The sequence below is a fragment of the Amycolatopsis sp. cmx-11-51 genome (assembly GCF_047608665.1).
Taxonomy (GTDB): Bacteria; Actinomycetota; Actinomycetes; order Mycobacteriales; family Pseudonocardiaceae; genus Amycolatopsis.
In genome coordinates, this window is sequence record NZ_JADNQO010000010.1 from 161219 (window position 1) to 187325 (window position 26107).

The 26107-nt window shown below is 68.4% G+C and carries 22 protein-coding genes and 2 pseudogenes; 12 read left to right on the plus strand and 12 right to left on the minus strand.

The window, feature by feature from the left end; genetic code table 11:
- Positions 1-5: 5 nt before the first annotated feature.
- On the plus strand, positions 6-893 hold the full coding sequence (pucL, locus tag ACM6LU_RS28550) for a factor-independent urate hydroxylase (RefSeq protein WP_414940864.1): 888 nt from the start codon (positions 6-8) through the stop codon (positions 891-893).
- On the opposite strand, the gene ACM6LU_RS28555 is transcribed toward pucL, so the two are convergent.
- A complete protein-coding gene (locus ACM6LU_RS28555; RefSeq protein WP_414940865.1) occupies positions 890-2407 on the minus strand; it encodes an alpha/beta hydrolase in 1518 nt (505 codons plus the stop codon). The genes pucL and ACM6LU_RS28555 overlap by 4 nt on opposite strands.
- 342 nt (positions 2408-2749) lie before the next feature.
- Between ACM6LU_RS28555 and ACM6LU_RS28560 the strand changes: the two genes are divergently transcribed.
- Both ACM6LU_RS28560 and ACM6LU_RS28565 read left to right on the plus strand, forming a co-directional pair.
- Entirely contained in the window at positions 2750-3295 is a 546-nt protein-coding gene (locus ACM6LU_RS28560; protein WP_414940971.1) for a TetR/AcrR family transcriptional regulator, read from the plus strand.
- Positions 3296-3403: 108 nt separating this feature from the next.
- Positions 3404-4093, plus strand: a complete 690-nt coding sequence (locus ACM6LU_RS28565) for a hypothetical protein (RefSeq protein ID WP_414940866.1) — start codon at positions 3404-3406, stop codon at positions 4091-4093.
- A gap of 71 nt (positions 4094-4164) precedes the next feature.
- Here the strand turns inward: ACM6LU_RS28565 and ACM6LU_RS28570 are convergent, their stop codons facing one another.
- The 7 genes from ACM6LU_RS28570 to ACM6LU_RS28600 are packed head-to-tail and all read right to left on the minus strand — an operon-like array spanning position 4165 to position 11493.
- Positions 4165-4536, minus strand: a complete 372-nt coding sequence (locus ACM6LU_RS28570) for a gamma-glutamylcyclotransferase (RefSeq protein WP_414940867.1) — start codon at positions 4534-4536, stop codon at positions 4165-4167.
- A complete protein-coding gene (locus ACM6LU_RS28575) occupies positions 4527-5969 on the minus strand; it encodes an NCS2 family permease (protein WP_414940868.1) in 1443 nt (480 codons plus the stop codon). The genes ACM6LU_RS28570 and ACM6LU_RS28575 overlap by 10 nt, the downstream gene beginning before the upstream one ends.
- Before the next feature lie 33 nt (positions 5970-6002).
- Positions 6003-6497: a nucleoside deaminase gene (locus ACM6LU_RS28580; RefSeq protein ID WP_414940869.1), complete on the minus strand. Its 495-nt coding sequence runs from the start codon at positions 6495-6497 to the stop codon at positions 6003-6005.
- A 34-nt stretch (positions 6498-6531) separates the two neighbouring features.
- On the minus strand, positions 6532-8820 hold the full coding sequence (gene pucD, locus ACM6LU_RS28585) for a xanthine dehydrogenase subunit D (protein ID WP_414940870.1): 2289 nt from the start codon (positions 8818-8820) through the stop codon (positions 6532-6534).
- Complete coding sequence (locus ACM6LU_RS28590) at positions 8817-10166, minus strand: 8-oxoguanine deaminase (RefSeq protein ID WP_414940871.1); 1350 nt, start codon at positions 10164-10166, stop codon at positions 8817-8819. The genes pucD and ACM6LU_RS28590 overlap by 4 nt, the downstream gene beginning before the upstream one ends.
- Entirely contained in the window at positions 10163-10633 is a 471-nt protein-coding gene (locus ACM6LU_RS28595; RefSeq protein ID WP_414940872.1) for a (2Fe-2S)-binding protein, read from the minus strand. The genes ACM6LU_RS28590 and ACM6LU_RS28595 overlap by 4 nt, the downstream gene beginning before the upstream one ends.
- Entirely contained in the window at positions 10624-11493 is an 870-nt protein-coding gene (locus ACM6LU_RS28600; protein ID WP_414940873.1) for an FAD binding domain-containing protein, read from the minus strand. Before ACM6LU_RS28600 ends, ACM6LU_RS28595 begins: the two co-directional genes overlap by 10 nt.
- A 136-nt stretch (positions 11494-11629) precedes the next feature.
- On the opposite strand from ACM6LU_RS28600, the gene ACM6LU_RS28605 reads away from it, so the two are divergent.
- The 6 genes and pseudogenes from ACM6LU_RS28605 to ACM6LU_RS28630 all read left to right on the plus strand — a co-directional run.
- Positions 11630-13051: a PucR family transcriptional regulator gene (locus ACM6LU_RS28605; RefSeq protein ID WP_414940874.1), complete on the plus strand. Its 1422-nt coding sequence runs from the start codon at positions 11630-11632 to the stop codon at positions 13049-13051.
- A 1-nt stretch (position 13052) separates the two neighbouring features.
- The gene (locus tag ACM6LU_RS28610; protein ID WP_414940875.1) at positions 13053-13535 is read left to right on the plus strand and encodes a MarR family winged helix-turn-helix transcriptional regulator; all 483 of its coding nucleotides are present in this window, start codon (positions 13053-13055) and stop codon (positions 13533-13535) included.
- A gap of 36 nt (positions 13536-13571) precedes the next feature.
- Positions 13572-14174 (plus strand): DsbA family protein, encoded by a 603-nt coding sequence (locus ACM6LU_RS28615; protein WP_414940876.1) that lies wholly within the window; start codon positions 13572-13574, stop codon positions 14172-14174.
- A 24-nt stretch (positions 14175-14198) separates the two neighbouring features.
- The gene (locus tag ACM6LU_RS28620; RefSeq protein WP_414940878.1) at positions 14199-14684 is read left to right on the plus strand and encodes a GNAT family N-acetyltransferase; all 486 of its coding nucleotides are present in this window, start codon (positions 14199-14201) and stop codon (positions 14682-14684) included.
- A gap of 834 nt (positions 14685-15518) precedes the next feature.
- A pseudogene (locus ACM6LU_RS28625) lies at positions 15519-16766 on the plus strand (DUF222 domain-containing protein).
- 438 nt (positions 16767-17204) lie between these two features.
- A pseudogene (locus ACM6LU_RS28630) lies at positions 17205-17369 on the plus strand (ABC transporter ATP-binding protein); the annotation flags it as partial.
- Here the strand turns inward: ACM6LU_RS28630 and ACM6LU_RS28635 are convergent.
- On the minus strand, positions 17362-18558 hold the full coding sequence (locus ACM6LU_RS28635; RefSeq protein WP_414940879.1) for a DUF6986 family protein: 1197 nt from the start codon (positions 18556-18558) through the stop codon (positions 17362-17364). The pseudogene ACM6LU_RS28630 and the gene ACM6LU_RS28635 overlap by 8 nt on opposite strands.
- 4 nt (positions 18559-18562) lie before the next feature.
- Positions 18563-20149 carry a malate synthase A gene (aceB, locus tag ACM6LU_RS28640; protein WP_414940880.1) on the minus strand — a complete coding sequence of 529 codons (1587 nt, stop codon included), beginning with the start codon at positions 20147-20149 and terminating at the stop codon, positions 18563-18565.
- A 121-nt stretch (positions 20150-20270) separates the two neighbouring features.
- On the opposite strand from aceB, the gene ACM6LU_RS28645 reads away from it, so the two are divergent.
- Entirely contained in the window at positions 20271-21047 is a 777-nt protein-coding gene (locus tag ACM6LU_RS28645; protein WP_409490238.1) for an IclR family transcriptional regulator, read from the plus strand.
- On the opposite strand, the gene ACM6LU_RS28650 is transcribed toward ACM6LU_RS28645, so the two are convergent.
- Positions 21037-21768 carry a TetR/AcrR family transcriptional regulator gene (locus tag ACM6LU_RS28650; RefSeq protein ID WP_414940881.1) on the minus strand — a complete coding sequence of 244 codons (732 nt, stop codon included), beginning with the start codon at positions 21766-21768 and terminating at the stop codon, positions 21037-21039. The two genes, ACM6LU_RS28645 and ACM6LU_RS28650, sit on opposite strands and share 11 nt — an antisense overlap.
- 106 nt (positions 21769-21874) lie before the next feature.
- On the opposite strand from ACM6LU_RS28650, the gene ACM6LU_RS28655 reads away from it, so the two are divergent.
- Complete coding sequence (locus tag ACM6LU_RS28655; protein ID WP_414940882.1) at positions 21875-23374, plus strand: MFS transporter; 1500 nt, start codon at positions 21875-21877, stop codon at positions 23372-23374.
- A gap of 66 nt (positions 23375-23440) precedes the next feature.
- On the opposite strand, the gene ftsY is transcribed toward ACM6LU_RS28655, so the two are convergent.
- Positions 23441-24745, minus strand: coding sequence for a signal recognition particle-docking protein FtsY (ftsY, locus tag ACM6LU_RS28660; protein WP_414940883.1), 1305 nt, complete (start codon positions 24743-24745; stop codon positions 23441-23443).
- A 151-nt stretch (positions 24746-24896) separates the two neighbouring features.
- On the opposite strand from ftsY, the gene ACM6LU_RS28665 reads away from it, so the two are divergent.
- On the plus strand, positions 24897-26105 hold the full coding sequence (locus tag ACM6LU_RS28665; RefSeq protein ID WP_414940884.1) for an anhydro-N-acetylmuramic acid kinase: 1209 nt from the start codon (positions 24897-24899) through the stop codon (positions 26103-26105).
- Positions 26106-26107: the final 2 nt, after the last annotated feature.

The following is a 26107-nucleotide window of genomic DNA, read 5'->3' on the forward strand; positions in this document are numbered from 1 at the left end:
CGCCCGTGGCCATCACCCTGGGCCCCAACCAGTACGGCAAGGCCGAAGTCCGGCTCGTCACCGTGCGGCGCGAAGGCGCCGTCCACCACCTCAAGGACCTCACCGTTTCGACGTCGCTGCGCGGCGACCTCGCGGCCACGCACCTGACCGGCGACAACGCCGACGTCGTCGCGACCGACACCCAGAAGAACACCGTGTACGCCTTTGCCAAGGAGGCCCCGGTCGGTGAGATCGAGGACTTCGCCCTGCGGCTCGGGCGGCATTTCGTCGACTCGTTCGAACATATCTCCGGCGCCCGGATCCTGATCGACGAACACGGCTGGCACCGCATCTCGGGCCACGATCACGCGTTCTCCCAGGCAGGCAGCGAAAAGCGCACGACCGCGGTGACCATTCAGGACGGTCGGGCCTGGGTGGTGTCCGGTTTGGACGATCTCGTCGTGCTCAAGTCCACCGGTTCGGAGTTCCACGGTTTCCCGCGCGACGAGTACACGACGCTGCCCGAGACGAACGACCGGATCCTCGCGACCGCGGTCACCGCGCGCTGGCGCTACCAGGGCGACGGGATCGACTGGGCGGCGAGCCACGCCGAAGTCCGGCGGATCCTGCTGGAGACCTTCGCGGACAAGCACAGCCTCTCCCTGCAACAGACGCTGTACGCGATGGGAGAGGCTGTGCTCAAGGAACGCGAAGAGGTCACCGAAGTCCGGCTCTCACTGCCGAACAAGCACCACTTCCTGGTGGACCTGTCGCCGTTCGGGCTGAAGAACGACAACGAGGTCTTCTACGCCGCCGATCGCCCGTACGGCCTGATCGAGGGCGTGGTCCTCCGCGACGACGTAGCGGACACAGAGGACCCTGGCCTGGCCTGGCACACCCTCTCCGCCTTCTAGGGCACGGGCAGCGGCATCCCGGGGACGCTCTGGTCGGCGGGAACGACCCCGTCGACCAGGTAGGCGTCCACGACCTTGTCCACGGCGGCGTTGCCGGTCGCGTAGAGCCCGTGGTCACCCTCGCCGGTCACCGTCAGCATCCGGGAGTTCGCGAACCCGGCGTGTGCCTTCCTGGCTCCCTCGATCGGCGTCGCCGGGTCGTGCTCGGACTGGACCATCAGCACCGGCGGGACGCCCTTGCCGTCCAGCTTCGGCAGCGGACGCGGTTGCTTGTCCCAGAACAGGCAGACCGAGGCGTTCAGCACGCCGCCGCCCGCCATGAGCAGCCCGCGGTCGAGGTTCCGCTGCGAGTCGCGGATCAACGATTCGCGAGTACCGGTGAACCGGCCTTCCCCGCAGAGGGTGTTCCAGAACGTGCCGTCCTGTGCGTCGGGGAAGTCACCCGCGTCCTTGACCGCGGCAAGGGCATCGGCCTTCGCCTGGGCCCCGTTCTCCAGCCCCGCCCGGACCTTGACCAGCAGATCGGCCAGCGCCGGGAAGGTCGCCTTCTTGTAGAGCATGTAGACCATGGCGTACTCGAGCTGCATCGGCCCGTTCCCGTTGATCGGGTTGCGAGACAAGGCGTACCGGAGCCGCTCGTAGGCTTGCCGGACCTCTTCGCCGCTGGTGCCGAAGTGGTACTTGGCGTCGTAGCGCGCCATCCACGGCAGGAAGTCCTGCCGCCAGCGGCGTTCGAAGCCGACCGACTGCCGGTTGAACGAGTTCTGCCACGTCGTGGTGAACTCCGTCGAGGAGTCCAGCACGAACCGTCCCGTCCGCTGGGGGAACCGCTGCGCGTAGTGCGCGCCCAGCCAGGTGCCGCCCGAGTAGCCGACCCAGTTGATCTTTTCCCGGCCGAGCAGCGCCCGGAGCAGGTCGAAGTCCTTGATCGTCTGGTAGGTGGTGATCAGCGGCCCGAGTTCGCCATTGGCGTTCTGGCAGGACTTGGCCACGTGTTCCGCGTTGGCCAGGATCTGGTTCAGGTTGCGCGGATCGCGGTCGCGCGGGTCCAGCTGGCGGATGAGGTCGGCGGTGCCGCGGCAGGTGACGTTGGTGCTCTTGCCGGTCCCGCGGACGTCGATGCCGATGACATCCTGGTGTTCACGCAGCTTCTCCTGCCCGCGGAACGTCACCGGGAACCAGCGACCGGCCCCGCCCGGCCCACCGGGGTTGGTGAGCAGCGAGGCCGTCGACGGCCCGGTGGACTTCAGCCTGCTCACCGCGATGGTCAGATCCTGCCGCTCCCACGGGCGATCCCAGTCCCGCGGCGTGCGGTAGGTCGCGCATTCGAGTCCGCCGATGTCGGTGCCCGGCGGCAGCGTGCTCAGTTCCTCTTCCGCGCACGGATGCCAGTCCAGTTTCTGGCCGGTGTAGTGAGCCGGAACGCCAGGACTGCTCGCCGAAGCCGGCACGGCTCCGACGAGCAGACCGCCCACGACCACCGGGATCATCCCGGCGATCAATAGCCGTTTCATCTGTTGCCCCCTTCTTTCCTTGGATTCCCAACGGCTCCCGACGCTAGGGCGGGGCGTCCTGCGCGAACATCGACCGCAGGTAGCACCGGAGGGTGAACCAAGGTTCAAGGGGTGACTAGGTCCGCGGCACAAGTCCCGCCGAGGCGGCCTTCCGCTGGAGTTCGTCCCAGCGCCTCGAAGGCGGGCGGTACGGCGCATGGCGACCTCGGGATCCGCCGTTGGACTACCGGCAGATCCTGATGAATTCCCACCTGCGCCCGGAGAAGTGAGTATCTTTCACGTTTCGGGATGGTTGATAGAACGCTCTATCATGGAGGCGTGACAGGGACGAGGGAACGCATCGTGAACGCCGGCGCCGAGCTGCTCCGGCGCAACGGGTACACCGGCACCGGGGTGAAACAGATCGTCGAGGCCGCGAACGCGCCCTTCGGCTCGCTCTACCACTTCTTTCCCGGTGGCAAGGAGCAACTCGGCGAGGAGGTCATCCGCACCTCCGGGATGATGTACCTGGCGCTGTTCGAGATCTTCTTCGCCGACGAGCCGGATCTGATTCACGGGATCGAGGCGTGCTTCGCCAGCGCGGCGGACACCCTTCGCGAGACCGACTACGCCGACGCCTGCCCCATCGCGACGGTCGCGCTCGAGGTCGCGAGCACCAACGAGAAGCTGCGGATCGCGACGGCGGACGTGTTCACGGCCTGGATCGAGACCGGTACCGAAAAGCTGGGCAAATACGGCCTTTCGGCCGAGTCCGCGCGGCTGCTCACCATCGCGCTGGTCAACAGTCTCGAAGGCGCGTTCGTGTTGAGCCGTTCGCTGCGTAACACCGAATCGCTCCAGGTCGCCGGGATCTCGTCGGTCGCCTTGGCCCGCACCCTGCTCCCCTGATCGTGAAGCACCGACGGCCGGTTGCTGAACACCGAGGTTTCCCCGCAACACACAACGACTTCCGGCCGACCTAGCGGTCACATGAGCCGAATTCCGTTTGGGGAGCACATGATCATCAGGAAGCTCGTAGCAGGCACCATCGCCGCCGCCGCGCTGCTGGCCGCGGGCGCGGTGCCCGCGACCGCCGCCGAGGTCCAGCCGTCCACCCTCACCACCACCGCGAGCAGCACCAAGATCGACGCCGGGAACTCCGTCGCGATCTCCGGGAAGCTCACCAAGGCCGACGCCACCCCGATCGCGGGCGCCGAGGTGGAGATCTCGTTCTGCTTCAACGGTTTCTGCGGCGAGGCCCAGGCCAAGCCGGTCACCGACGCCACCGGCGTCTACCGCGCGACGCTGACCCCGATCCGCACCGGCAACTACCACGCCGACTTCTTCTCCACCGACCCGGCGATCGCGAACTCGCGCGCCGACACCCCGCAGATCGTCGTGCTCCACCCGGCGAAGATCACGTCGTTCGCGGCGGGCCGGGACGCGGCCAAAGCCGTCACCGCGTCCGGCACGATCGACTTCCCCGGCCAGTACACCGCGAACCCGATCCCGGTCGAACTCCAGTACTTCTCGTTCAGCACCTACCACTGGACCATGGTGTCGACGGTCGACGCCACCTGGAACGGCACCACCTGGGCCTTCTCGATGACGGCCGCCCACAAGAAGCCCGGCGCCTGGCGTGCCTTCTACGCGGGCGCGCCCGAGATGTTCCACACGGCGGCGAGTGACCTCGTCTTCGTGCTCTGACCCGTTCCACGCGTGCTTGGAGGCGGAACTCGCGTGATCACGCGAGTCCGCCTCCAAGTATTTACGCGGCGTCAGCGGGAAGCGAGGTAGGCGCGCCAGTCGCCGACCTCGGAGATGTCCGTCAGCTCGACGGAGTCCACATAGGACGAACGCAGCACGGTCGCGAGGCAGGCCGCGCCGTCCTCCAGTTCGACGACACCCAGCTCCAGTTCAGGCGGCTCCGCGGGGACGAGATGATCCCGCAACACCGAAAGCGGCAGGTCATAGACCTCCCCGACGACGGCTCCGGAACCACCTTCGTACATCGCCGGAAACCGGTCGCCCACGGAGAAGTAGCGGTACTTCGGCGCGGATCGGGCCACGCAGCACAGGGGCGCGCCCTGCAACTGATCGTGCAGCGGGCCGCCTCGCATCCCGCCGCCGTTGAGGAACATCAGAACCACGACATGATCCCTTCGATTCCGAAGTACACACCGAACACCGCGGCCAGGATCCCGAGGATCCAGCCGATCTCGCGGATCTTGCCCTTGCAGATCTTGATCAGCACGTAGGCGACCAGACCGGCGCCGATGCCGTTGGTGATCGAGTAGGTGAACGGGATCAGCGCGACGGTGAGGAACACCGGGATCGCGAAGTCCAGGTCCCGCCAGGGAATCCGTGCGCACTGGGCCATCATCATCCCGCCGATGACCACCAGCGCGGGCGCCGCGGCCTGCGCCGGGACGACCGCCGCGATCGGCGTCAGGAACAGCGTCGCGGTGAACAGCCCACCGGTGACGATGCTCGCCAGCCCTGTCCGCGCCCCTTCACCGACACCGGCGGCCGATTCGAGGAACACGGTGTTCGGAGCCGATCCGGTGACCCCGCCCGCGAGCGCGCCGGCGCCGTCGACCAGCAAGATCCGGCCCATTCCCTCGACCTTGCCGTCCTTGACCAGCCCCGCTTCCTCGGAGACGGAGGTGATCGTGCCCATCGCGTCGAAGAACCCGGAGAGCACCAGCGTGAACAGGAAGACCGCCGCGGTCACCGCGCCCGCCGACGCGAAGCCACCGAAGAGATCGATGTCCCCCAGCAAACTGAAGTCCGGATGCGCCACGACCTGCTCGGGCACCTTGGGTTCGACCAGCCCCCAGCCGTCGACCTCGGACACACTGTTGACCAGCACCGCGAGCCCGGTCGCGACGGCGATGCTGATCAGCACCGCGCCCGGAACGCCTCGGCTCACGAGCACGATCATCAGCAGCAGGCCGAGGCAGAAGATCGCGATCGGCCAGCCTTCGAGATGGCCCGCGATCCCCATCCGCACCGGCACCGTCGACTGCGCGGAGTCGGGTGTCCGCGTGACGAATCCGGCGCTGACCAGGCCTACCAGCGCGATGTAGAGCCCGATGCCGACGGTGATCGCGACCTTGAGCGGCATCGGGATCGCGTTGATGATCCGTTCCCGGATCCCGGAAACCGCCATGAACACGATGCAGACGCCTTCGAGGACGACGAGTCCGAAGGCCTGCGCCCACGTCATGGTCGGTGCCATCTGGAAGGCGACGACGCCGTTGACGCCGAGTCCCGCCGCGAGCGCCAGCGGCGCGTTGCCCACGAATCCCATCAGGATCGTGGTGACGCCCGCCGCCAGCGCGGTCGCGGTGGTGATCGCCTCGGTGCTCAGCCGCGCGCCGGTGATGTCGGCCGACGCGCCGAGGATCAGCGGGTTGAGCAGCACGATGTAACACATCGCGACGAAGGTGGTGATCCCGCCGCGCACCTCCCGGCCGATCGTGCTGCCGCGATGGGAGATCTTGAACCACCGGTCGAGCCCGGACAGCCGCCTCGGCTCGGACGAGGGCGGGTGGGGACGCTCGGTACCTAACTGGGTCATGCCTACTCCACAACGTTGTGGCGCGGGAAGAAACTAGTAGGCCTTCTTGTCGGGTTTCGACAGCCAAGCCTGGAAAGGCGCGAAAGAATCCGGAAGGGACAGTTGGCCGACGGATAGTGACCAGGTCTCGCGCGGGCGGGAAAAGAGGTCGTAGAACTCGCGGTCGTCGAAGCCGGCCTTGGCCGCGTCGTGGCGGTCCGCGGCGTAGACGACCTTGCCGACGCGCGCCCAGAGCGCGGCGGAAAGGCAGAGCGGGCACGGCTCACAGGAGGTCACGAGGACGCACCCGTCGAGTTTGTGGTCGCCGATCACCTGGCAGGCCGCGCGGATCGCGACCACCTCGGCGTGTGCCGTCGGGTCCAATGTCGTCGTCACCTGGTTGGTCCCGGTGGCCAGCACCGAACCGTCCCGGACGATCATCGCGCCGAACGGGCCGCCGCCGCCTTCGACGTTCGCGGTGGCCAGCTGGACGGCCTCGGCGAGCCATTTCTGCTCGTCGGACTCCGAAATGGACAGACGGGTACTCACGGATGTGCTCCTAGCTTGAGAAAGTACGGGGTGATCAGGTGCCGGTGAGGTGTTCGGGGCGCACCGGGACGCGGGGCAGCGCCAGTCCGGTGGCCGCGCGGATGGCCGCGACGATCGCCGGGGTGGACGAGATCGTCGGCGGCTCACCGACGCCGCGCAGACCATACGGCGCGTTCGGGTCGGGCCGTTCCAGGACGTCGATGTCCATCGGCGGCATGTCCAGCACGGTCGGGATCAGGTAGTCGGTGAACGACGGGTTGCGGATCTTCCCGTCGACGGTCTGGATCTCCTCCATCACCGCGAGCCCGAGGCCCTGCGCGGACCCGCCCTGGATCTGGCCGAGCACCGCCTGCGGGTTGAGCGCCTTGCCGACGTCCTGCGCGCAGTCGAGCGCGACGACCTTGATCAGCCCAAGTTCGGTGTCGACGTCCACGACCGCGCGGTGTGCCGCGAAACCGTACTGGACGTGCGCGTTTCCTTGCCCCGTCTCGGGATCGATGGGTGCCGTCGGACGGTGACGCCATTCCACGACCTCGTCGAAGACCTCGTCACCGAGGACGTCGGCGAGGTCGGCGAGCACACTGCCGTCGGCCGAGACGACCTTGCCGCCGACGACGTTCAGCTTCCCATCCGGGGCGAGTTCGCCCGCCAAGTGCTTGCGCAGTCCCGAACGCACCGCGACACACGCGGCCTGGACGGCTCCGCCGGTGACGTAACTCTGCCGGGACGCGGACGTCGAACCGCCGTTGCCGATGTTGGTGTCCATCGGCAGGATCGTCACCTGCTCGATGCCGAGTTCGGTCCGGACGATCTGCTGCATGATCGTCACCAGGCCCTGGCCGACCTCGCAAGCCGCGGTGTGCACGGTCGCCGCCGGTTCGCCGCCGACGAGTTGCAACCGCACGCGGGCCGTCGAGTAGTCGTCGAAGCCTTCGGAGAAACAGATGTTCTTGATGCCGACCGCGTACCCGACTCCCCGGACGACGCCCTCACCGTGCGTGGTGTTGGAGACGCCGCCGGGCATCCGGCGCAGGTCCAGAGCCTCGTCCTTGACTGGGAGCGGTTTGGCGCGAAGCCGTTCCAGCAGTTCGGCCACCGGGGCGGCGGAGTCGACCACCTGGCCGGTCGGCATGAGACTGCCTTCCTCCATCGCGTTCAGGATCCGGATGTCGACCGGGTCGACACCGCAGGCCGCGGCGAGTTTGTCCATTTGGGACTCGTACGCGAATCCCGCCTGAACCGCGCCGAAGCCACGCATCGCACCGCAGGGCGGGTTGTTGGTGTACACGCCCCAGCAGTCGATCGAAGCACTGTCCACATTGTACGGGCCGACGCCGAGCGTGGCGGCGTTCGCGACCACCGCGCCGGTGGACGAGGCGTACGCACCGCCGTCCAGGTACAGCTTCGCTTTGACGTAAACGAGACGGCCGTCCTTGTCCGCGCCGTGCTCGTAGTACATCTTCGCCGGGTGGCGGTGCACGTGACCGTAGAACGATTCCTCGCGGTTGTAGACCATCTTGACCGGCTTGCCGGTGTGCAGCGCGAGCAGGCAGGCGTGGACCTGGATCGAGAGGTCCTCACGGCCGCCGAACGCGCCGCCGACCCCGGCGAGCGTCAGCCGCACCTTGCCCTTCGGCAGGCCCAGCGCGGCGACGATCTGCTGCTGGTCGATGTGGAGCCATTGCGTGGCGACGTAAAGATCGACACCGCCCTCGGTGTCGGGGATCGCCATGCCGGACTCAGGACCGAGAAAGGCCTGGTCCTGCATACCGACCTCGTAGACACCGGACACCACGACGTCGGCCTTCACCGACTGGTCACCATGGCGGATCCTGGCGTACCGCACCACGTTCCCGCCGGGGTGCAGCTCGGCACCCTCACCGGCGGCGGCCTTCTCGGAGTCCGTCACCGGTTCGAGGACCTCGTAGGAGACCTTGATCCGCTTCATCGCACGGCGCGCGGTCTCGGGGTGGTCCGCGGCGACGACTGCGACGGGCTCGCCCTGGTAGCGCACGACGTCGACGGCGAGCACCGGCTGATCGGAGTGCTCCAGGCCGTACTTGTTCACGCCAGGCACGTCTTCGTGCGTCAGGACCGCGTAGACCCCTTGCACGGCAAGGGCTTCAGTGATGTCGATACCGGTTATCCGCGCGTACGGATGCGGGCTGCGCAGCGTCGCGCCCCACAGCATGTCCTCGTGCCACAGGTCCGACGAGTAGGCGAATTCGCCGCGTACCTTGACCGTCCCGTCGGGACGCCGCGGGCTCGCGCCAACGCCGTTGTCGGTCGCGGTCGCGGTGGTGGAGGTCTGCGTGGACGTCATAGCGTCTCCCTCAGCCGGGCACTGGCCACGGCCAGGTCGCGGGCGATCTCGTCTTCGGATTCCTCGCGCGGCGTCCCGCCGGTGACCACGGTCGCGCCGCCGACGAAGAGCCGCGCGACCGGCGGGGTCGCGCCGAGCACCAGCGCCGCGACCGGGTCGATGATCCCCGCGTAGTTCAGGCCGTTCAGGTCCCAGACCGCGAGGTCGGCGAGCTTGCCGGCCTCGATCGAGCCAAGGTCGTTCTCCCTGCCCAGACAACGCGCGCCACCCATCGTGCCCATCCACAACGCCTCGCGCGTGGTCAGCGCACGCGGCCCGCCGCGTTGCCGCGCCTGCAGCAGCGACTCGTGCAGCTCCTCGCCGAGGCCACCGGATTCGTTGGACGCGGCGCCGTCGACGCCCAGTCCGACCGGTACGCCGGCGTCGAGCAGTTGCCGGACCGGGGCGATCCCGGCGCCGATCCGGCCGTTGGACGTCGGACAGTGCGCCGCTCCCGTGCCCGTCACGCCAAGGCGCCGGATCGCTTCCGGGGCGAGGTGGATCGAGTGCGCGAGCCAGACGTCGTCACCGAGCCAGCCGAGTTTGTCGGCGTACTCAGCGGGCGTGCAGCCGGCTTCGGCGAGACACTGCTTCTCCTCGTCGATCGTCTCGGCGAGGTGCGTGTGAAGCCGGACTCCCTTGCGCCGCGCCAATTCCGCCGCACCGGTCATCAGCCGCTCGCTCACCGAGAAGGGTGAGCACGGCCCGACCGCGATCTGGAGGTGCGCGTCCGCGGAGTCGTCGTGGAACCGGGCGATGGCGGCCTCGGTGCCGAGCAGCGCGGTCTCGGTCTCCTCGACGAGGTTGTCCGGCGGGAGCCCGCCCTGGGACACACCGCGGTCCATCGAGCCGCGGACGACGTGCAGCCGCACCCCGACGCGGATCCTGGCGGCGGCGAGGGCCTCCACCTGGTCGCCGCCGTCGCGCGGGAAGACGTAGTGATGGTCGGCGACGGTGGTGCACCCGGTGGTCGCGAGCCGCGTGAGCCCGGCGGTGGCCGCCGCGTGCGTGATGTCGGCGTCGAGCCTGCCCCAGATCGGGTAGAGCGCGACGAGCCATTCGAACAGCGTGTGGTCGGCGGCGAGGCCGCGCGTGGCCCACTGGTAGAGGTGGTGATGGGTGTTGACCAGGCCGGGGGTGACCAGGTGGCCCGAACCGTCGATTCGTTCGTCGTACTCGCCGCCGGGCGCCTTCCCGGCGCCGACCGCCGCGATGCGGTCGTTCTCGATGACGACGTGGCCCGAGGCGTGTTCGGTGCCCGCGCGATCGACGGTGGCGATCGCGGCGTTCTCGATGACGGTCTTCACGTGCTCTCTCCCCTGGTCGCGGCCAACCGGACGGCGTCGAGGATCTTCTCGTACCCGGTACACCGGCACAGGTTCCCCGCCAGCGCCTCGCGAATCTCCTCGTCGGCGGGGTTTTCGACCCGGTTGAGCAGATCGTGCGCGGCCACCACGAGACCGGGGGTGCAGAAGCCACATTGGACGGCACCCGCGTCCACAAAGGACTGCTGGACCCTGTCGAGTTTGTCGCCGTCGGCGAGCCCCTCGACCGTGCGGACCTCGCGGCCCTCGACCTGACCGGCCGCGACCAGGCACGAACACACCGGGACGTCGTCCAGGTACACCGTGCAGGAACCGCATTCTCCCTGTTCACAGGCGTTCTTGGAGCCCGGGAGACCGAGCCGCTCGCGGAGCACGTAGAGCAGGCTCTCGCCTTCCCAGACGTCGTCGGCCTGGCGGGACTCGCCGTTGATCGTCACGTTCACGCGCACTCGCGTTCACCCTTCTGAAAGTCGTTCCACGCCCAGGTCAGCGTCCGCCGCGCCAGGACGGACAACGCGTGTTCGCGGTAGCCGGCGCTGCCCCGGACGTCGTCGATCGGCGACGACGCCTGGGAGACCAGCTCGCCGAACCGGCGTTTGACCGAGTCCGCGATCGACGCCTTGGTGGACCAGGGAAGTTCGGCGGTGAGGAATTCCTCGGCGGCGGTCGCCCGGCGCGGGGTCGGCGCGGCCGAGCCGACGGCGGCGCGGACTTCGCGGATGTCGAGATGCAGGGCCACCGCGAACGAGCAGACCGCGATGACCATCGCGTTGCGCGTCCCGACCTTGGCGAACTGCTGCGGGCCGATTGCGGCGGGCAGGTACACGGCGGTGATCAGCTCGTCGGGTTCGAGGGCGTGGCGTTTGACGCCGAGGTAGAACTCCTCGGCCGGGATCCGCCGCGTTCCGCGCACCGACGCGGCCTCGATCTCGGCGCCGAGCACGAGCAGCACGGGATGCGTGTCACCGGCGGGCGAGGCGGCGCCAAGGTTCCCGCCGACGGTGCCACGGTTGCGGATCTGCGGCGAGCCGACGGTGCGCGAGGCCATCGCCAGTGCGGGCAGAACTTCACCCAGCTCAGCGATCACCCGAACGTAGGGCACGCACGCGCCGAGCCGGATATCGCCGTCGGTTTCGGTCCACTCGGCGAGTTCGGTGACGCGGGTGAGATCGAGCAGCGCGCCGGGGCGACGGTGGTCGAAGTTGAGCTCCACCATGACGTCCGTGCCGCCCGCGATGGGCACCGCGTCGGGTCGCTCGGCCTTGACGGCGAGCGCCTCGGTCAGCGAGCTGGGGCGCAGGAAATCCACTCTCGGGCTCCTCGGTTCGGCGGCGGTCTGTGACGGCCGACTCAGTAGACGCCCTGCGCCCGTATGGCGGCAACGGTGCCGAAGCATGAAATCTCCCCTGCACGCACCGGTCGTTTTGTGCTTTCCTACAAACCTGATGACGACCGTGAGAACTCTGCTCGCGCTGCCAGGGCTGCGCTTGCGTGTGCGCGCCGGAACGGCACTGCTCGACCGCCCGGTGTCCCGGATCTACGTCACCGAGCTGCCCGATCCCGGACGGTACGTGTCGGCGGGCGAGTTCGTCCTGAGTGGGTTGCTGTGGTGGCGCGGGCCGGGTGATTCCGAGGCGTTCGTCGCCGCGCTGGCGAAGGCCGGGGCCGCCGCGCTGGCGGCATCCGGAGCGGATTCCGACGGGATCCCCGAAGACCTCGTCGAAGCCTGTACGAGATACGGGATTCCGTTGCTGGAGGTCCCAGCGGATCTATCGTTCTCGGTGGTCACCGAACGTGTCGTGCTGGCGTTGGCCGCGGCCGCGGAAGGCGCTCGCAAACGTTTGCTTTCAGCCGCCACCGAAGACGCGTCGGTGGAGACCCTGCTGGACCGGGCCCGCGCGGAGATCGGCCTCCCCTGCTGGGTGGTGCCCGCCGGCACGCCGTCCGACCTGGTGGGGCGCTTCGTCGCCGCGGGCGGACGCGTGCTGGAGTCCGGCGACGTCACCGTGCGGCCGATCGGCGGCAGGCACGCGGTGCCGTGGCTGCTCGCGATCGGCGGCGCACTGACCGCGGCACAGGTGGAGATCGCCGAGGAGCTCGCCGGGCTGATCGGGCTCGCGCGCACCAGGGCGGACGAGGTCCGCGCGGTCACCGATCGGGTGCTCGAACCGTTGCTGGCCACGCTCGACGAGGGCGGCGATCCGCACGCGGCGCTGACCGCGACCGGACTGCGCGGCGATCTGCGCGTCGTCGTCGCCCGCACCGAGGGAGCCGAAGCGGCACGCGGGATCCTGACCGAACTACTGCCGCCGGGCGCCCTCGTCGGGCCGGCCGGGGAAACAGCCTGGGCGCTGGCCGAGGACGACGGCGAGTGGCCCGAAGACTGGCCCGCCACCGTGACGGCCGCGTTGACGGGAGTGGAATCGCTGCTGCCGTGCCGCCGGGTGCTGATCGGGATCAGCGACCGTTCCCCGGTTTCGGTGCTGCGGGGCGCGAAAGAGGTCGCGCGCTACGCGCTGGCCGTGGCGGGGATGCGGCCGGGCACGATCGAGATCGTCCCCGGCGGCCAGATCGGTATGCACCGGCTGCTGCTGGCAGGCACACCCGACGACCTGCGGGCGGCGTTGCGGCGACGGGTGCTGGGCCCGCTGCTGAGCTACGACGCCGAGCAGGGCACCGATCTGGTGCACACCCTGCGTGTCTTCCTCGAATGCTCCGGCTCGCCGACGCGGGCGGCACGGGCGTTGCACATCCACGTCAACACGTTGCGGTACCGGATCGGGCGGGCGAGCGAACTGCTCGGCGCCGATCTGACCGAGTTCACCGAACAGCTCGACGTCTATTTGGCCTTGTCGGCAGGGAGCTGAAATGGGCATCACCACGGCGCAAGAAGCCGCCTACGACCCGCGGGTGGTCGCGTTCGGCCGGATGATGGGCGCGGCGAACCGGCTCGAATACCTGCTCGGCCGCGCACTGGAGACCGAATGCGGGATCTCGCACCTGATGTTCGAGGTACTGCTGATCGTCGGCAGGGCCGGTGAAACCGGGATGAGCATGCGTGCGATCGCGCAGGAGCAGGTGCTGACCACCGGCGGCGCGACCCGGCTGGTCGACCGGATGACGACACTCGGCCTGGTCGTCCGCGGTTCCGATCCCGAAGACCGCCGCGTGCAACTCGTACGGCTGACCGGCAAGGGTGAGGAGACGACCGTGCGGGCGGCGCGGACGCACGTCGAGAACATCCAGCGGCTCTTCCTCGACCCGCTGCCCGCGGACCATCGGGAACAGTTCGCGCTGGACCTGCGGACACTGAGTCATTTCGCGCGTGACGCACTCCCCAGGCTCCGCTAGGAATAGCTGACTCGTCAGGCATCGTTGGATATCGTCATGAGGCTCATCTATGTCTTCGACGCGTACTGCGGCTGGTCTTACGGCTTCGCCAGGACCATGGCCGACGTCGCGCACCGGCATCCGGATCTGCCGGTCGAAGTGGTGTCCGGCGGCCTGTTCATCGGCGGGCGCCGGGTACCGATCCGGCAATTCGGCCACGTCCAAGGAGCAAACGCCGAGATCACCCGCCGGACCGGGGCACCGTTCGGCGAAAGCTACGAACGCCTCATCGCGGACGGCGAGTTCGTCATGGACTCCGAGGCAGCCGCGTGCGGGATGGCGGCGTTGCGCGAAGTCGCGCCGGACCGCGCGGTGCGGCTCGCGGCCTTGCTGCAAGAGGCTTTCTATCTCGACGGGCTGAGCCTGTCCGAGGTCTCGACATATCGGATGGTCGCCCAGCGGGCGGGCTTGAACGGAGACGCTGTCGAGGCCGCACTGGACCGGGTGTCCGCGGCGGCCGATTTCCGGCGGGCACGGGATCTGGGCGTCACCGGGTACCCGACGCTGCTGGCCGACGACGGGGAACGGGTGGGGACGCTGGTCGCCGGGAACGCGAGCGCGGACGAGGTGGAGCGGCGGATCGGCGCACTGGTTTCCTGATCACTTCGATGCTTGACTCCGGACATGTCGAACGATGTGACGTTGCGGCCCGCCGACGCCCAGGACGCTTCGGCGGTGGCGGAGATCTGGTACCACGGCTGGCAGGACGGCCATCTCGGCAACGTGCCCGACGCGCTTCTGCGGATCCGCACCCGGGAATCGTTCCGGGAGCGGGCATCCGACCGAGTCGGCGACACGTCGGTCGCCCTGGTGGCCGGCGAGGTGGCGGGGTTCGTGATGGTCGTCGGCGATGAGGTCGAGCAGGTGTACGTGTCTTCGGCGCATCGTGGCAGCGGCGTGGCCGGGGTGTTGCTCGCGGAGGCCGAACGGCTTGTCGGCGGTGGCGGGCATTCGCGGGCATGGCTCGCGGTCGTGCCGGGGAACACGCGGGCGCGGCGGTTCTACGAGCGGTGCGGGTGGGTTGACGAGGGCGGGTTCGATAATCGGGTCGATGGGCCGGATGGGCTGATTTCGGTGCCTTGTCGGCGTTATGTGAAGACGACCGCTTGAGGTGTCCTTTTCACCTTGCGAAGATCCCGGCAATGATCGAGTCGCCATCGGCATGTGTCCGTGGCGGTGGCTCCGATTCGCCCGCATGCCATGGCGAAGGGTGAGCGCTTCCGCCTAACCATCGGCGACTCGTGATGGCCGGTGACACACCGAACTTGTTGTGGTGCAGCGTAGAGAAGCGGAGTTCCGCGCTTGATGAGTGCTGCATACACCGATGTCCGAGGACGCTGTGCTGTTCCTGTCCGGCCTGCGCCCGCGGAGCGCGTGTGGCGGGGGCCTACAAGCAAGCCGTTCTGGTGCCGCGCTGGTTCCTGGACGACTATCGGGACTAGGGCAACGCGGTGCTCGCGGCACCTGCGCGGGGCGCTGCTGGCGGCCGGTTATTCGTACGTGATCGAGGACGGCGCGTTAATCCACACCGACTGGATCTCCATTCCCGGCCCCACATTCAGTGTCGACTTGTGGTGGTCGGGCAAGCATCGCCATCACGGTGGGAACACTTAGGTGGTGTCCGCCTCGGACGGGGGCCGCTGCGGACATCCGATGTACGGCCTGACCCTGGCGGGCTTGGGCCATGAAGGCGAGCCCGAAACGTCCACGATCCCTTTAGAAAGCCAAAAGACGGGTAACCAACCGTCGAGGAGCGGGCTTACAACGCCATCCACAGTACCGTGCGCTGCCTCGCCGAACGCGCCAACTCACTACAAGATTGCTCGCACAACGCCGCGAAAGGTTATGCGAAAATGTTTATCACCCTTCAGTGGTAAATGCGCCGTTTCGCGGTAACGCAAAATTACGAACGCCTGTTCGACAGAATTGCGGTATCATTGAGGGGTGTCCGAGACCTTCCTTCCCGAACTCCCGCAGGAGTTGTGGCGTGCCGGCAAGCTGGAGCTTGCCCACGGCGTGCAGCAGTTCCTGCAGGTGATGAGGATGACATCCGCCGGTCTGGGCCAGTATCTGGCGGAGATCGAATCTCGTGGCGTCAAGGACTTGTACGGTTATGGCACGACGATTGCGTGGTTCGCCGATATCGCCGGGTTGAGTCAAGGTGAGGCGCGGCCGTAGGTGAATCGCGCGATCGACCTGAACCCCACACGCGCTCTCGACGGCACGGAGATCCCGCCGTTCGCACCCGCCACCGGCGCCGCGGCCGCCGAGGGTGCGATCGGGGAAGAACGGATCAAACAAATCCTGGAGATCCTGCGGAAGATCCCGGCCGAGGTGGCCGTGGAGGATCGGGAGCATGCCGAGAAGACCCTCGCCGCTCTCGCCCGGGACGCGGGTCCCCGGCAGGTCTCGAAACTCGGGGACAACCTGCTCGCCTGGCTCGACCCCGACGGCAACGAACCCAAGGATCCCGAACCCGCCCAACCCCGCCGCGAACTCACGCTGGAACGCCGCAAGGACGGCTTCTGGACACTGAAAGGCCTCCTTGACGACGAGAGCGGGGCGCGGACCGCGGCCGCGCTGGAGGCTTACGCGAAACCGCGGCCGGTGGATGAGTTCGGTCAGGTGGATTTGCGTTCCAAAGCCGAACGCCAGGGTGACGCGTGGGTCGACCTCGTGGACCTCGCGGTCGCCTGCCCCGATCAGCCCGGCACCAACGGCTACCGCACCCTCCTCCACATCACCATCGGTCTCGAGGAACTGAAAACCGGACTCGGAACCGCGTGCCTCGACTTCGTCGGGACGATGACCGCCCGCGAAGCACGGATGGCCGCCTGCGACTGCCTCATGCTTCCCGTGGTCCTCAACGCCGCTGGCGAACCCCTCGACAGGGGGCGTCTCAGGCGGTTCGTCACCCCAGGCCAACGCCGAGCACTCAACATCCGAGACCGCGGATGCACCTTCCCAGGATGCCACCGCAAACCCAAAAACTGTCACGCCCACCACATTCACCATTGGGTAGACGGCGGACCCACCAACCTTCGCAACCTCACACTGCTCTGCGGTTTCCATCACCGCCTAATCCATCATGGTGACTGGGAAGTCCAGTTAGCCGCCGATGGGCTGCCGGAATTCATCCCGCCCCAATACCTGGATCCACTGCGAAAAACCCGACGCAACACCCTGACCTGACCCGAAGAGCCCGCCAGCCACACGGCGACGGGCCCTTCGGCATGCCCAAAGGTGGACTGTGCGGAAAGAGGACACTCAACCTGAATCCACCGGTGTTGTGCATGTCCGGGTACGCAAATGCCCTCTGGCTTGAACGATTGTTTTGCGACGGAACAGAAAGCACTGAGCGCGAGGGCATCGGCTGGATGTGATCAGCTCATACCCCCGGATCGGGACGCAAAGCGTTGTCGGTCGTGGCCGGGATGGCCGCGGACAGCCTCACCCCGGAAACCCAACTAACGGAATCGCACAGCGTGGTCGAAGTGGCGATTCGGCTCATTGAGGGTTAAGGAGCCACCACCCGCCCGACTCACGCGAGTAGTCACCTTCTCGCGGCACAGCCGCCCCCTCCAGCATACTCAGCCGGAGTTCTCCGGCAAGGCCAGATAGGCGAGCGCCCTCGCCCGCCGCGCGGGCGTGCTGGTGTTCGCCTCGCACGCCGACGAACTCCTGCGGCAGCTGTGCACCACCGCCTTGTGGATGGACGAAGGCCGGATTCGCGCGCACGGCTCGCTGGACGAGGTTCTCGCGTCTTACCACGGCCGGGTGCCGCCGCTCACCTAGCTCTCCGCGCGTATCCGTCCAATTCGGACCGGGAGAACGACAGCTCCTCCACGTCCACAGCTCCGCAATCCAGCCCCCGCGACAGGAAGCTCGCGAGTGCCTGCGCCGTCGCGGGCTCGTCCAGTACACCGCGGCCGGTCTGGTCCGCGTAGTCCCGCAGCCGTCCCAGCGCCGCCGGGTACCCCTCGCGGAAGAACGCGTACGTCGCGGCGAACCGGGTCGGCAATTGGTGCGGGTGCAGATCCCAGCCCTGGTAGAAGCCGCGCTCCAGGGAACGCCGCACCAGTCGCAGATGTTCGTGCCAGGCCGGGAGGATCGCGTCGCCGACGGGCAGCTTGTTCGTCGAGCCGTCCGAAAGCCGGACACCGGTGCCCGCGGCCGAAACCTGCATGAGCTGCTTGGCGAAATCGGCGGCCGGATGTTCCATGCTCTGGTACTCGGCGCTGATCCCGAGACCCGCGCTGTAGTCGTAGGTCCCGTAGTGCAGCCCCGAACAGCGGCCGCGCGCGGCTTCGATGATCCGCGGCACCGCCACCGTCCCATCGACGTCCACAATGGACTGTGCTGTCTCGATCTGGACCTCGAACCGCAGCGTGCCCTCGGACAGGCCGTACGCCGATTCGAGGCGCTCCAGCACATCCGCCGCGACTTCGACCTGCTCGACAGCGGTCACCTTCGGCAGCGTGACGACGAAACCTTCCGGCAGTGGCCCGCTTTCCAGCAGTCCGGCCAAAACGAGATCGAGGGTGCGGATGCCGCGGCGCCGGGTCGCCTGTTCGAAACTCTTGAACCGGATGCCGACGAACGGCGTACCGCCCGTGATGGCGAGGGTCCGTCCCGCGGCGAGCGCGGTGGCGTCCTCCTCGGCGTCACCCGGCCTGCCGTAGCCGTCCTCGAAGTCGATCCGCAGATCCTCGATCGGCTCGGTCAGGAGTTTGGTCCGGACGCGGTCGGCGACGTCCGCGTCGAGACCGAGTTCGTCCGCGTGCTCGCCGAAGACCCGCAGGGCCTGCTTGCCCCAATCAGCGACGAGCCGAGTCTTGTACCGCGAGGCGGGCACGTACACGGTGTGCACGGGCTGGCGGCCGGGCGGCTCGCCGGGATACTTGGCCACGAAGCGCGCGTCGGCCTCGGCGAGGCGCGCGTCAGCGGCGGTGTAGACGTCCTCGGTGAGCCGCCCGTTCCCCATCTGTCTACTTGATCCGTTCGTAGGCGGGCAGCGTCAGGAAGTCCGGGAACTCGTCGGCGAGCGCGACCTGCTCGAACAACTCGACGGCGGGTTCCAGCAGCTCCGGCTTGATCTCGGCGGCGAGTTCGCCCCGCACCTCGGCCAGCACACCACGCACCAGTTCCCCGGTCACCTTGTCACCGGTGTCGAGCTGCGTGCCGTTACGCACCCACTGCCACACCTGCGACCGTGAGATCTCGGCGGTGGCCGCGTCCTCCATCAGGTTGTGGATCGCCGCCGCGCCGTTTCCGCTCAGCCAAGAGGCGAGGTAGCGGATGCCGACGTCGACAGCGGCGCGCAGACCGGCGGCGGTGGCGCCGCCCGGCGTCGAAGCCGCGTCGAGCAGCTGGTCGGCGGTGACGGACACCTCGTCACGGGTCCGGTCGAGCTGGTTCGGCTTGCCGCCGAGGACCTTGTCGAACTCCTCGCGGCAGATCTCGACCATGCCAGGGTGCGCGACCCACGAACCGTCGAAGCCGTCGCCCGCTTCACGGCTCTTGTCCGCGCGGACCTTGTCGAGTGCCGCGGCGGTGACTTCCGGGTCCTTGCGGTTCGGGATGAACGCGGCCATGCCGCCGATCGCGAACGCGCCGCGCCGGTGGCAGGTGCGCACCAGCAGTTCGGTGTAGGCGCGCATGAACGGCGCGGTCATGGTGACCGAGTTGCGGTCCGGCAGCACGAACTTCTCGCCCGCGTCGCGGAAGTACTTGATGACGCTGAACAGGTAGTCCCAGCGGCCGGCGTTCAGGCCGGAAGCGTGTTCGCGCAGTTCGTAGAGGATCTCGTCCATCTCGAACGCGGCCGGGATGGTCTCGATCAGCACGGTCGCGCGGACGGTGCCGTGCTCGATCCCGAGCGTCTTCTCCGCGTGGGTGAAGACGTCGTTCCAGAGCCGGGCTTCGAGGTGGCTCTCCATCTTCGGCAGGTAGAAGTACGGGCCCTTGCCGCGGTTGAGCAGTTCCTGCGCGTTGTGGAAGAAGTGCAGGCCGAAGTCGACCAGCGCGCCGACGGCCTGGCGTCCACCGAAGGACAGGCCCCGCTCGTCGAGGTGCCAGCCACGGGGGCGGACGACGATGGTCGCGTGCTCGACGTCGTCCTTCAGCGCGTAGCTCTTGCCGCCGCTTTCCAGCGTGATGGTCTCGCGGACGGCGTCGTACAGGTTGACCTGGCCGGAGACGACGTTCGCCCAGTGCGGCGTGTTGGCGTCCTCGAGGTCGGCGAGCCACACCTTGGCGCCGGAGTTCAGCGCGTTGATGGTCATCTTGCGGTCGGTCGGACCGGTGATCTCGACGCGGCGGTCGCGCAGCGCGGGCGGAGCCTCGGCCACCTTCCAGTCGCCCTCGCGGATCTCCTTGGTCTCGGGCAGGAAGTCGAGTTTGCCGGTGGTCCTTGCCTCCTCGCGGCGCTCGCCCCTGGCCCGCAGAAGCTCGTCACGGCGGGCGGCGAAGGCCTCGTGCAGGCCGGCGAGGAAGGCGAGCGCCTCTGGCGTGAGGATCTCGCCTCCACGCTCGACGGGCGCACCGAGCACCTTGGCTGAGATCTGGTCAGACATGTGAAACACCCCGCGTCGGAGAAGATCGAAGATCGGCTAAAGATAACGTCCCTACGGTTTTACATGACGGACTATAGTTTCTGCATAGCGGAACATCAACGCCGACGTAAGGAGTGCCACGGTGGCAGCGGAGAAGAACGGACGCGATGGCGGCGTCCAGTCACTTCAGCGGGCCTTCGAGCTCCTCGAGCACCTCGCGGACACGGGAGGCGAGGCCAGTCTTTCGGAGCTGGCGACCCTGTCCGGGCTGCCGATGCCGACCATCCACCGGTTGATCAGGACACTGGTGGACCTGGGTTACGTCCGGCAGAACACCAACCGCCGGTACGCGCTGGGCGCCCGGCTCATCCGGCTGGGCGAGAACGCCAGCATGCAGTTCGGCTCGTGGGCACGGCCGCTGCTCGCGGAACTGGTCGACGAGATCGGCGAGACCGCGAACCTCGCGGTGCTGGAGCGAGACGAGGTCGTCTACGTCGCCCAGGTGCCGTCGAAGCACTCGATGCGGATGTTCACCGAGGTCGGACGGCGCCTCCTGCCGCACGGCACCGGCGTCGGGAAGGCGATGCTCGCGCACCTGCCGTCCGATGACGTCACTGCACTGCTCTCGCGGACCGGCATGCCCTCGTACACCGAGCACACCTTCACCGACCAGGACGCGCTTCTGCGGGAGCTGGCGAAAATCGCCCAGCAGGGTTACGCGCTCGACGAAGCCGAGCAGGAACTGGGTGTCCGCTGCGTGGCCGTCGCGGTCCCTGGCGCGCCAGTGCCGGCGGCGGTCTCGGTGTCCGGACCCTCGGGACGGCTCACGATGGAGGCCGTCGAGCGGATCGCGCCCGCCGTCCAGCGGATCGCGAACGCGCTCGGGTCGACCCTTTCGCGTGACGGAGTCACCGTCTGAGCCTGGTCTCCAAACCGTCGAGCATCCGGTCCAGCCCATAGCCGAACTTCTCGTCGCGGAGCCGCTCCGGGTCGGCCTCGGCGTCGTCCTGGACAAGGCGTTCTCGCTGATAAGGATGCTCCCGTGCCGCCTCTTCGATGGCCGGACGCAGTTGCTCCGCCCACTCGCGCTCGCTTCGGCCGCTCTTCGCGACCGTCGTGAGCCAAGCCGCCTCGGTCGTCCCCATGCCGATGACGTAGGAGATGACCGCGCTGATCGCTTGATCCGACTCGTCGTCAGGGAATCCCGCGGTCACGAAGACGGCCATCAGCCGCTCGTTGAGCCGCATGACGTTCGGCCCGAGGTACGACAGGCCGACCGAGCCGAGCAGTGAGGCGACCCAGGGGTGCCGCAGGATCATCGCGCGCACGCTCCGCGCCCCGACGATGGCCGCTTCACGCCACCGTGCCGGATCGTCGCTGTCCGGCACGGTGATCTCGCCATAGACCTCGTCGACGACAAGCTCGATCAGTTCGTCACGGTTGGCCACGTGCCGGTAGAGCGAGGTCGCGCCCGCGTTCAGCGCGGTGCCCAGTCTGCGCATGCTCAGCGCGTCGACGCCTTCGACGTCCAAGAGCCGGACGGCCTCGGCGACGATTTGCGCCTGGCTCAACGCCGGCTGGTCGCGCTTCCGGCGGGGACGGGTCCACACCGACTGGATGGGCTGCTCTTCGACCGACATGCCCCCACCTTAGCGCACGACGTGCCCCCTTGCGCACGATCTAAACTTCTGCGTACAGTGTGCGCATCAGCAGAACAATGTATGCAACTACTTCAGGGGGTATCCGATGAACGAGTCGGCAGGCCGAGACCCACGCCGCTGGTGGATTCTGATCGTGCTGTGCTTGAGCACGCTCGTGCTGGTCGTGGACAACATGGTCCTGACGGTCGCCGTGCCGCCGCTGGCCGAAGACCTCGGGGCGAGCGCCCAGGACACGCAGTGGATCCTGGACTCCTACATCCTGGTGTTCGCGGGCCTGCTGCTCACGTCGGGAAGCCTCGGCGACCGGTTCGGCCGCCGGAAGGTGATGATCATCGGCCTCCTCCTGTTCGGGGCGGCCTCACTCGTCGCCACGTTCGCCGCGAACCCGCTCGAACTGATCCTGTCCCGCGCGGTGATGGGCGTCGGCGGCGCGCTGATCATGCCGAGCACCCTGTCCATCCTGATCACCGTGTTCGACGACGCCGAGCGCCGCAAGGCGATGGCGGCCTGGAGCGCGGTCGCGATGCTCGGCCTGATCGGCGGCCCGGTGCTGGGCGGCGTGCTGATCGCGTGGTTCTGGTGGGGCGCGGTGTTCCTGATCAACGTGCCGATCGTCGTCATCGCCGTGGTCGCCGCGCTCACCCTGATGCCGGAATCGAAGGGCCCGTGGCAGAAGCCCGACCCGCTCGGCGCGATCCTGTCCGCGACCGGCATGGTCGCACTGGTCTGGACGATCATCGAACTGCCCAAGCACGGCATCACCGAGGCCGGGACCCTCGTCCCGCTGGTGGTCGCGGTGATGAGCCTGGTCGGCTTCGTGTTCTGGGAGCGGCACACGCCGTCACCGATGGTCCCGCTGAAGCTGTTCCGCAAGCGCAACTTCAGTGGTGGCAGCCTGTCACTCACACTGGCGCAGGTCGGCAACGGCGGCCTGCTGCTGCTCCTGACCCAGTACCTGCAGTACATCCTCGGCTACACGCCGACCCAGGCCGGCCTGGCGTTCATCCCGATGGCCATCGCTTCGCTGCTCTGCAACACCCTCGGCGCCACGCTGGGCCAGAAGGTCGGCAACCGCGTGCTGGCCACCGTCGGGATGACCGTGATGGCGGCGGGATTCGGGCTGCTCGCGACGCTGTCGACGAACGAAGGCTTCCTCCTGCCGGCGATCGCGCTGTTCCTGCTCGGCGCCGGTGGCGGACTGGCGATGCCGGCGGCGATCGCGGCGCTGATGGGCGAGGTCCCCGAGGAGCAGGCCGGTGTCGGCTCCGCGCTCAACGACACCATCCAGCAGCTGGGCGCCGCGCTCGGCATCGCGATCCTGGGCAGCATCGTGTCCAGCCTGTTCACCGCGCACATGCCCGACTCCGCCCCGGCGCAGGCGCGGCTCTCGATCGGCGACGCCTTCGCCACCGGTGACAGCGGCCTGATCACCGCGGCCCGCGAGTCGTTCACCTCGGCGATGTCGACGACGTTCCTCGTGAGCGCGGTGGGCGTGCTGGCCGCGGCGGTGGTCGCCTTCCTGGTGATGCGGGACAAGAAGACCGCTCCGGTCGAGACCGACGAGAACGTCCCTGTCACGGCCTGAGCCAGTGAGAGGAAGTCCCGTTCATCGCGAATTTTGCGATGAACGGGACTTTCCTCTCACCTGGGTCTAGTTGCTGAGCAAGGCTTCCACGAACGCGCCGGGCTCGAACGGCGCCAGGTCGTCCGGCCCCTCGCCGAGGCCGACCAGCTTGACCGGCACCCCGAGTTCGCGCTGCACCTGGAAGACGATGCCGCCCTTCGCGGTGCCGTCGAGCTTCGTCAGGACGATGCCGGTGACGTCGATGACCTCCGAGAACACGCGGGCCTGCATCAGCCCGTTCTGCCCGGTGGTGGCGTCGAGGACCAGCAGTACCTCGTCGACCTTCGCCTGCTTCTCGACGACTCGCTTGACTTTGCCCAGCTCGTCCATCAGGCCGGTCTTGGTGTGCAGACGGCCGGCGGTGTCGATCAGCACCGCGTCCACGCCCGCCTCGGCGCCGCGCTTCACCGCGTCGAAGGCGACCGCCGCCGGGTCCGCGCCTTCCTTGCCGCGAACGACCTCCGCGCCGACCCGCGCGCCCCAGGTCTGCAGCTGGTCCGCCGCGGCGGCGCGGAAGGTGTCGGCCGCGCCGAGCACGACGGTGCTCCCCTGCGCGACGAGGACCCTGGCGAGTTTGCCGGTGGTGGTCGTCTTGCCGGTGCCGTTGACCCCGGCGATCAGGACGACGGCGGGTTGCTTCACGCCGTCGACGATGTGCGGCAGCGCGCGAACGGCGCGGACGGCATCGGTCGACAGGGCGGCAGTCAGCACCTCCTGCAACACCGTGCGCGCCTCTTCGGACGTCCGCACGGCGCGGCGCTTCAACTCGTCACGAAGGCGCTCGACGATCTCCGTGGTCGTCGCGGCGCCCAGGTCCGCCATCAGCAGGGTGTCTTCGACGTCCTGCCAGGAATCCTCATCCAGATCGCCGGCGCCCAGCAGGCCCAGCAGGCTCTGACCGAACACCGAGCGGGACTTGCCCAGCCTGCCGCGCAGCCGCTCGAGGCGCCCCGTCGCCGGGGCGATCTCCTCAGCGGGGGCGGGTACTTCTTCTTCGACCGGTTCTGGCAGGTCGACGTCGCGCACCGTGCGCTGCGAGGAATCCCTCGGCACCGACGCGTCGTCCCCGACCGCGGGCTGGCCGTCGGTCTCGGGGCGGTCCTCGACCGGGTGCTCGGCTTCTTCGGTCTTCTCACCGCCCGGAGCGAGCGCGATCCCGCCGGTCGCGGTGTAGCCGCCACCCTTCGGCTTCTCGCGCTCGACGGCCTCGGCAGCCTTGGACTCGTCCAGGCTGATCCGGCGGCGGCGCGCGATGAACAGTCCGGCCACCAGAACGGCGACCAGGACCACAACGGCAACGACAGCGATCCAGAACCAGGGGGTGTTCGACACGGCGTCATCCTCGCATCCGCACGGCACCCGGCTCAGACGCCCCACGGGAAGCAAGCCGATCTTGTCAGGCACCCACTCGATAGGACTCATTTCGGACAAGAACAAACAGTGTTGCTTGCGTGGCCTCCTGATCGAGGGTTAGACCACCCGAATGACGGTTTTCTCCGGCACTGGGGTCCGGGTGATCGGACTCATCTCCGGCACGTCGATCGACGGGATCGACGTGGCGGCCGCCGACCTGCGCGCCCACGGGGACACCGTGGTGCTCTCCCCGCTCGGCCGGCTCGAAGTCCCTTATCCCGAAGCGCTCCGTGAGGCTTTGCTCGACGCCCTCCCGCCGAACCCCTGCAGTGCCGGACAGCTCACGAAACTCGACACCCTGGTGGGCCAGGCCTTCGGCGAGGCGGCCGCGCGCGGCATCGAGGAACTGGCCGGTGGCGAGGCCGACGTCGTCGCCTCACTCGGCCAGACGGTGTTCCACTGGGTCGAGGACGGCGCCGCGCGCGGCACACTGCAACTGGGGAATCCGGCGTGGATCGCCGAGCGCACCGGACTGCCGGTGGTGGCCGACCTGCGTGCGCGCGACGTCGCCGCCGGCGGGCACGGCGCGCCGCTGGCCAGCACGCTGGACGCGTTGTGGCTGCGGGACATGACGGCGTTCGGCCCGGTCGCGGCGCTGAACATCGGCGGCATCGCGAACATCACCGTGGTCCCCGCGGACGGTGACGTCCTCGCCTACGACACCGGGCCCGGCAACGCCCTGATGGACGTCGCCGCGCACCGCGCCACCGGCAAGCGTGCCGACATCGACGGAGCGCTCGCCATGCGCGGGAGGATCCGGCCCGATCTGCTGGCGAAGCTCCTGCTCGACCCGTACTACGCGGCCACGCCGCCGAAGTCGACCGGCAAGGAACTGTTCCACGGCTCCTACCTCGACACCGCGCTCGACGGGCTCCCGCCGGTCGGCGCCGAAGACCTACTGGCGACGCTGACCGAACTGACCGCGGTCACGATCGCCGCGGCATGCCGTCGCCACTCCGTCGCGACGCTGATCGTCTCCGGCGGCGGCGCCGACAACCCGGCGCTGATGGCGTCGCTCGCCAGGAACCTGCCGGGAACGGCGCTGAAGACCAGCGACGACCACGGCCTGCCACGCGCGGGCAAAGAGGCATACCTGACCATTCTTCTCGGCTGGCTGACCTTCTCCGGCGTCCCGGGGAACCTCCCGTCGGCGACCGGGGCCCGCGGCGACCGGCTGCTGGGCAGCATCACCCCGGGCGCGGGTCCCCTGCGGCTACCCGCCCCTCTTACCTCAACCGTGACCCGGCTACGGGTAGCGGCGACGACCGGCGAGCGATAGGA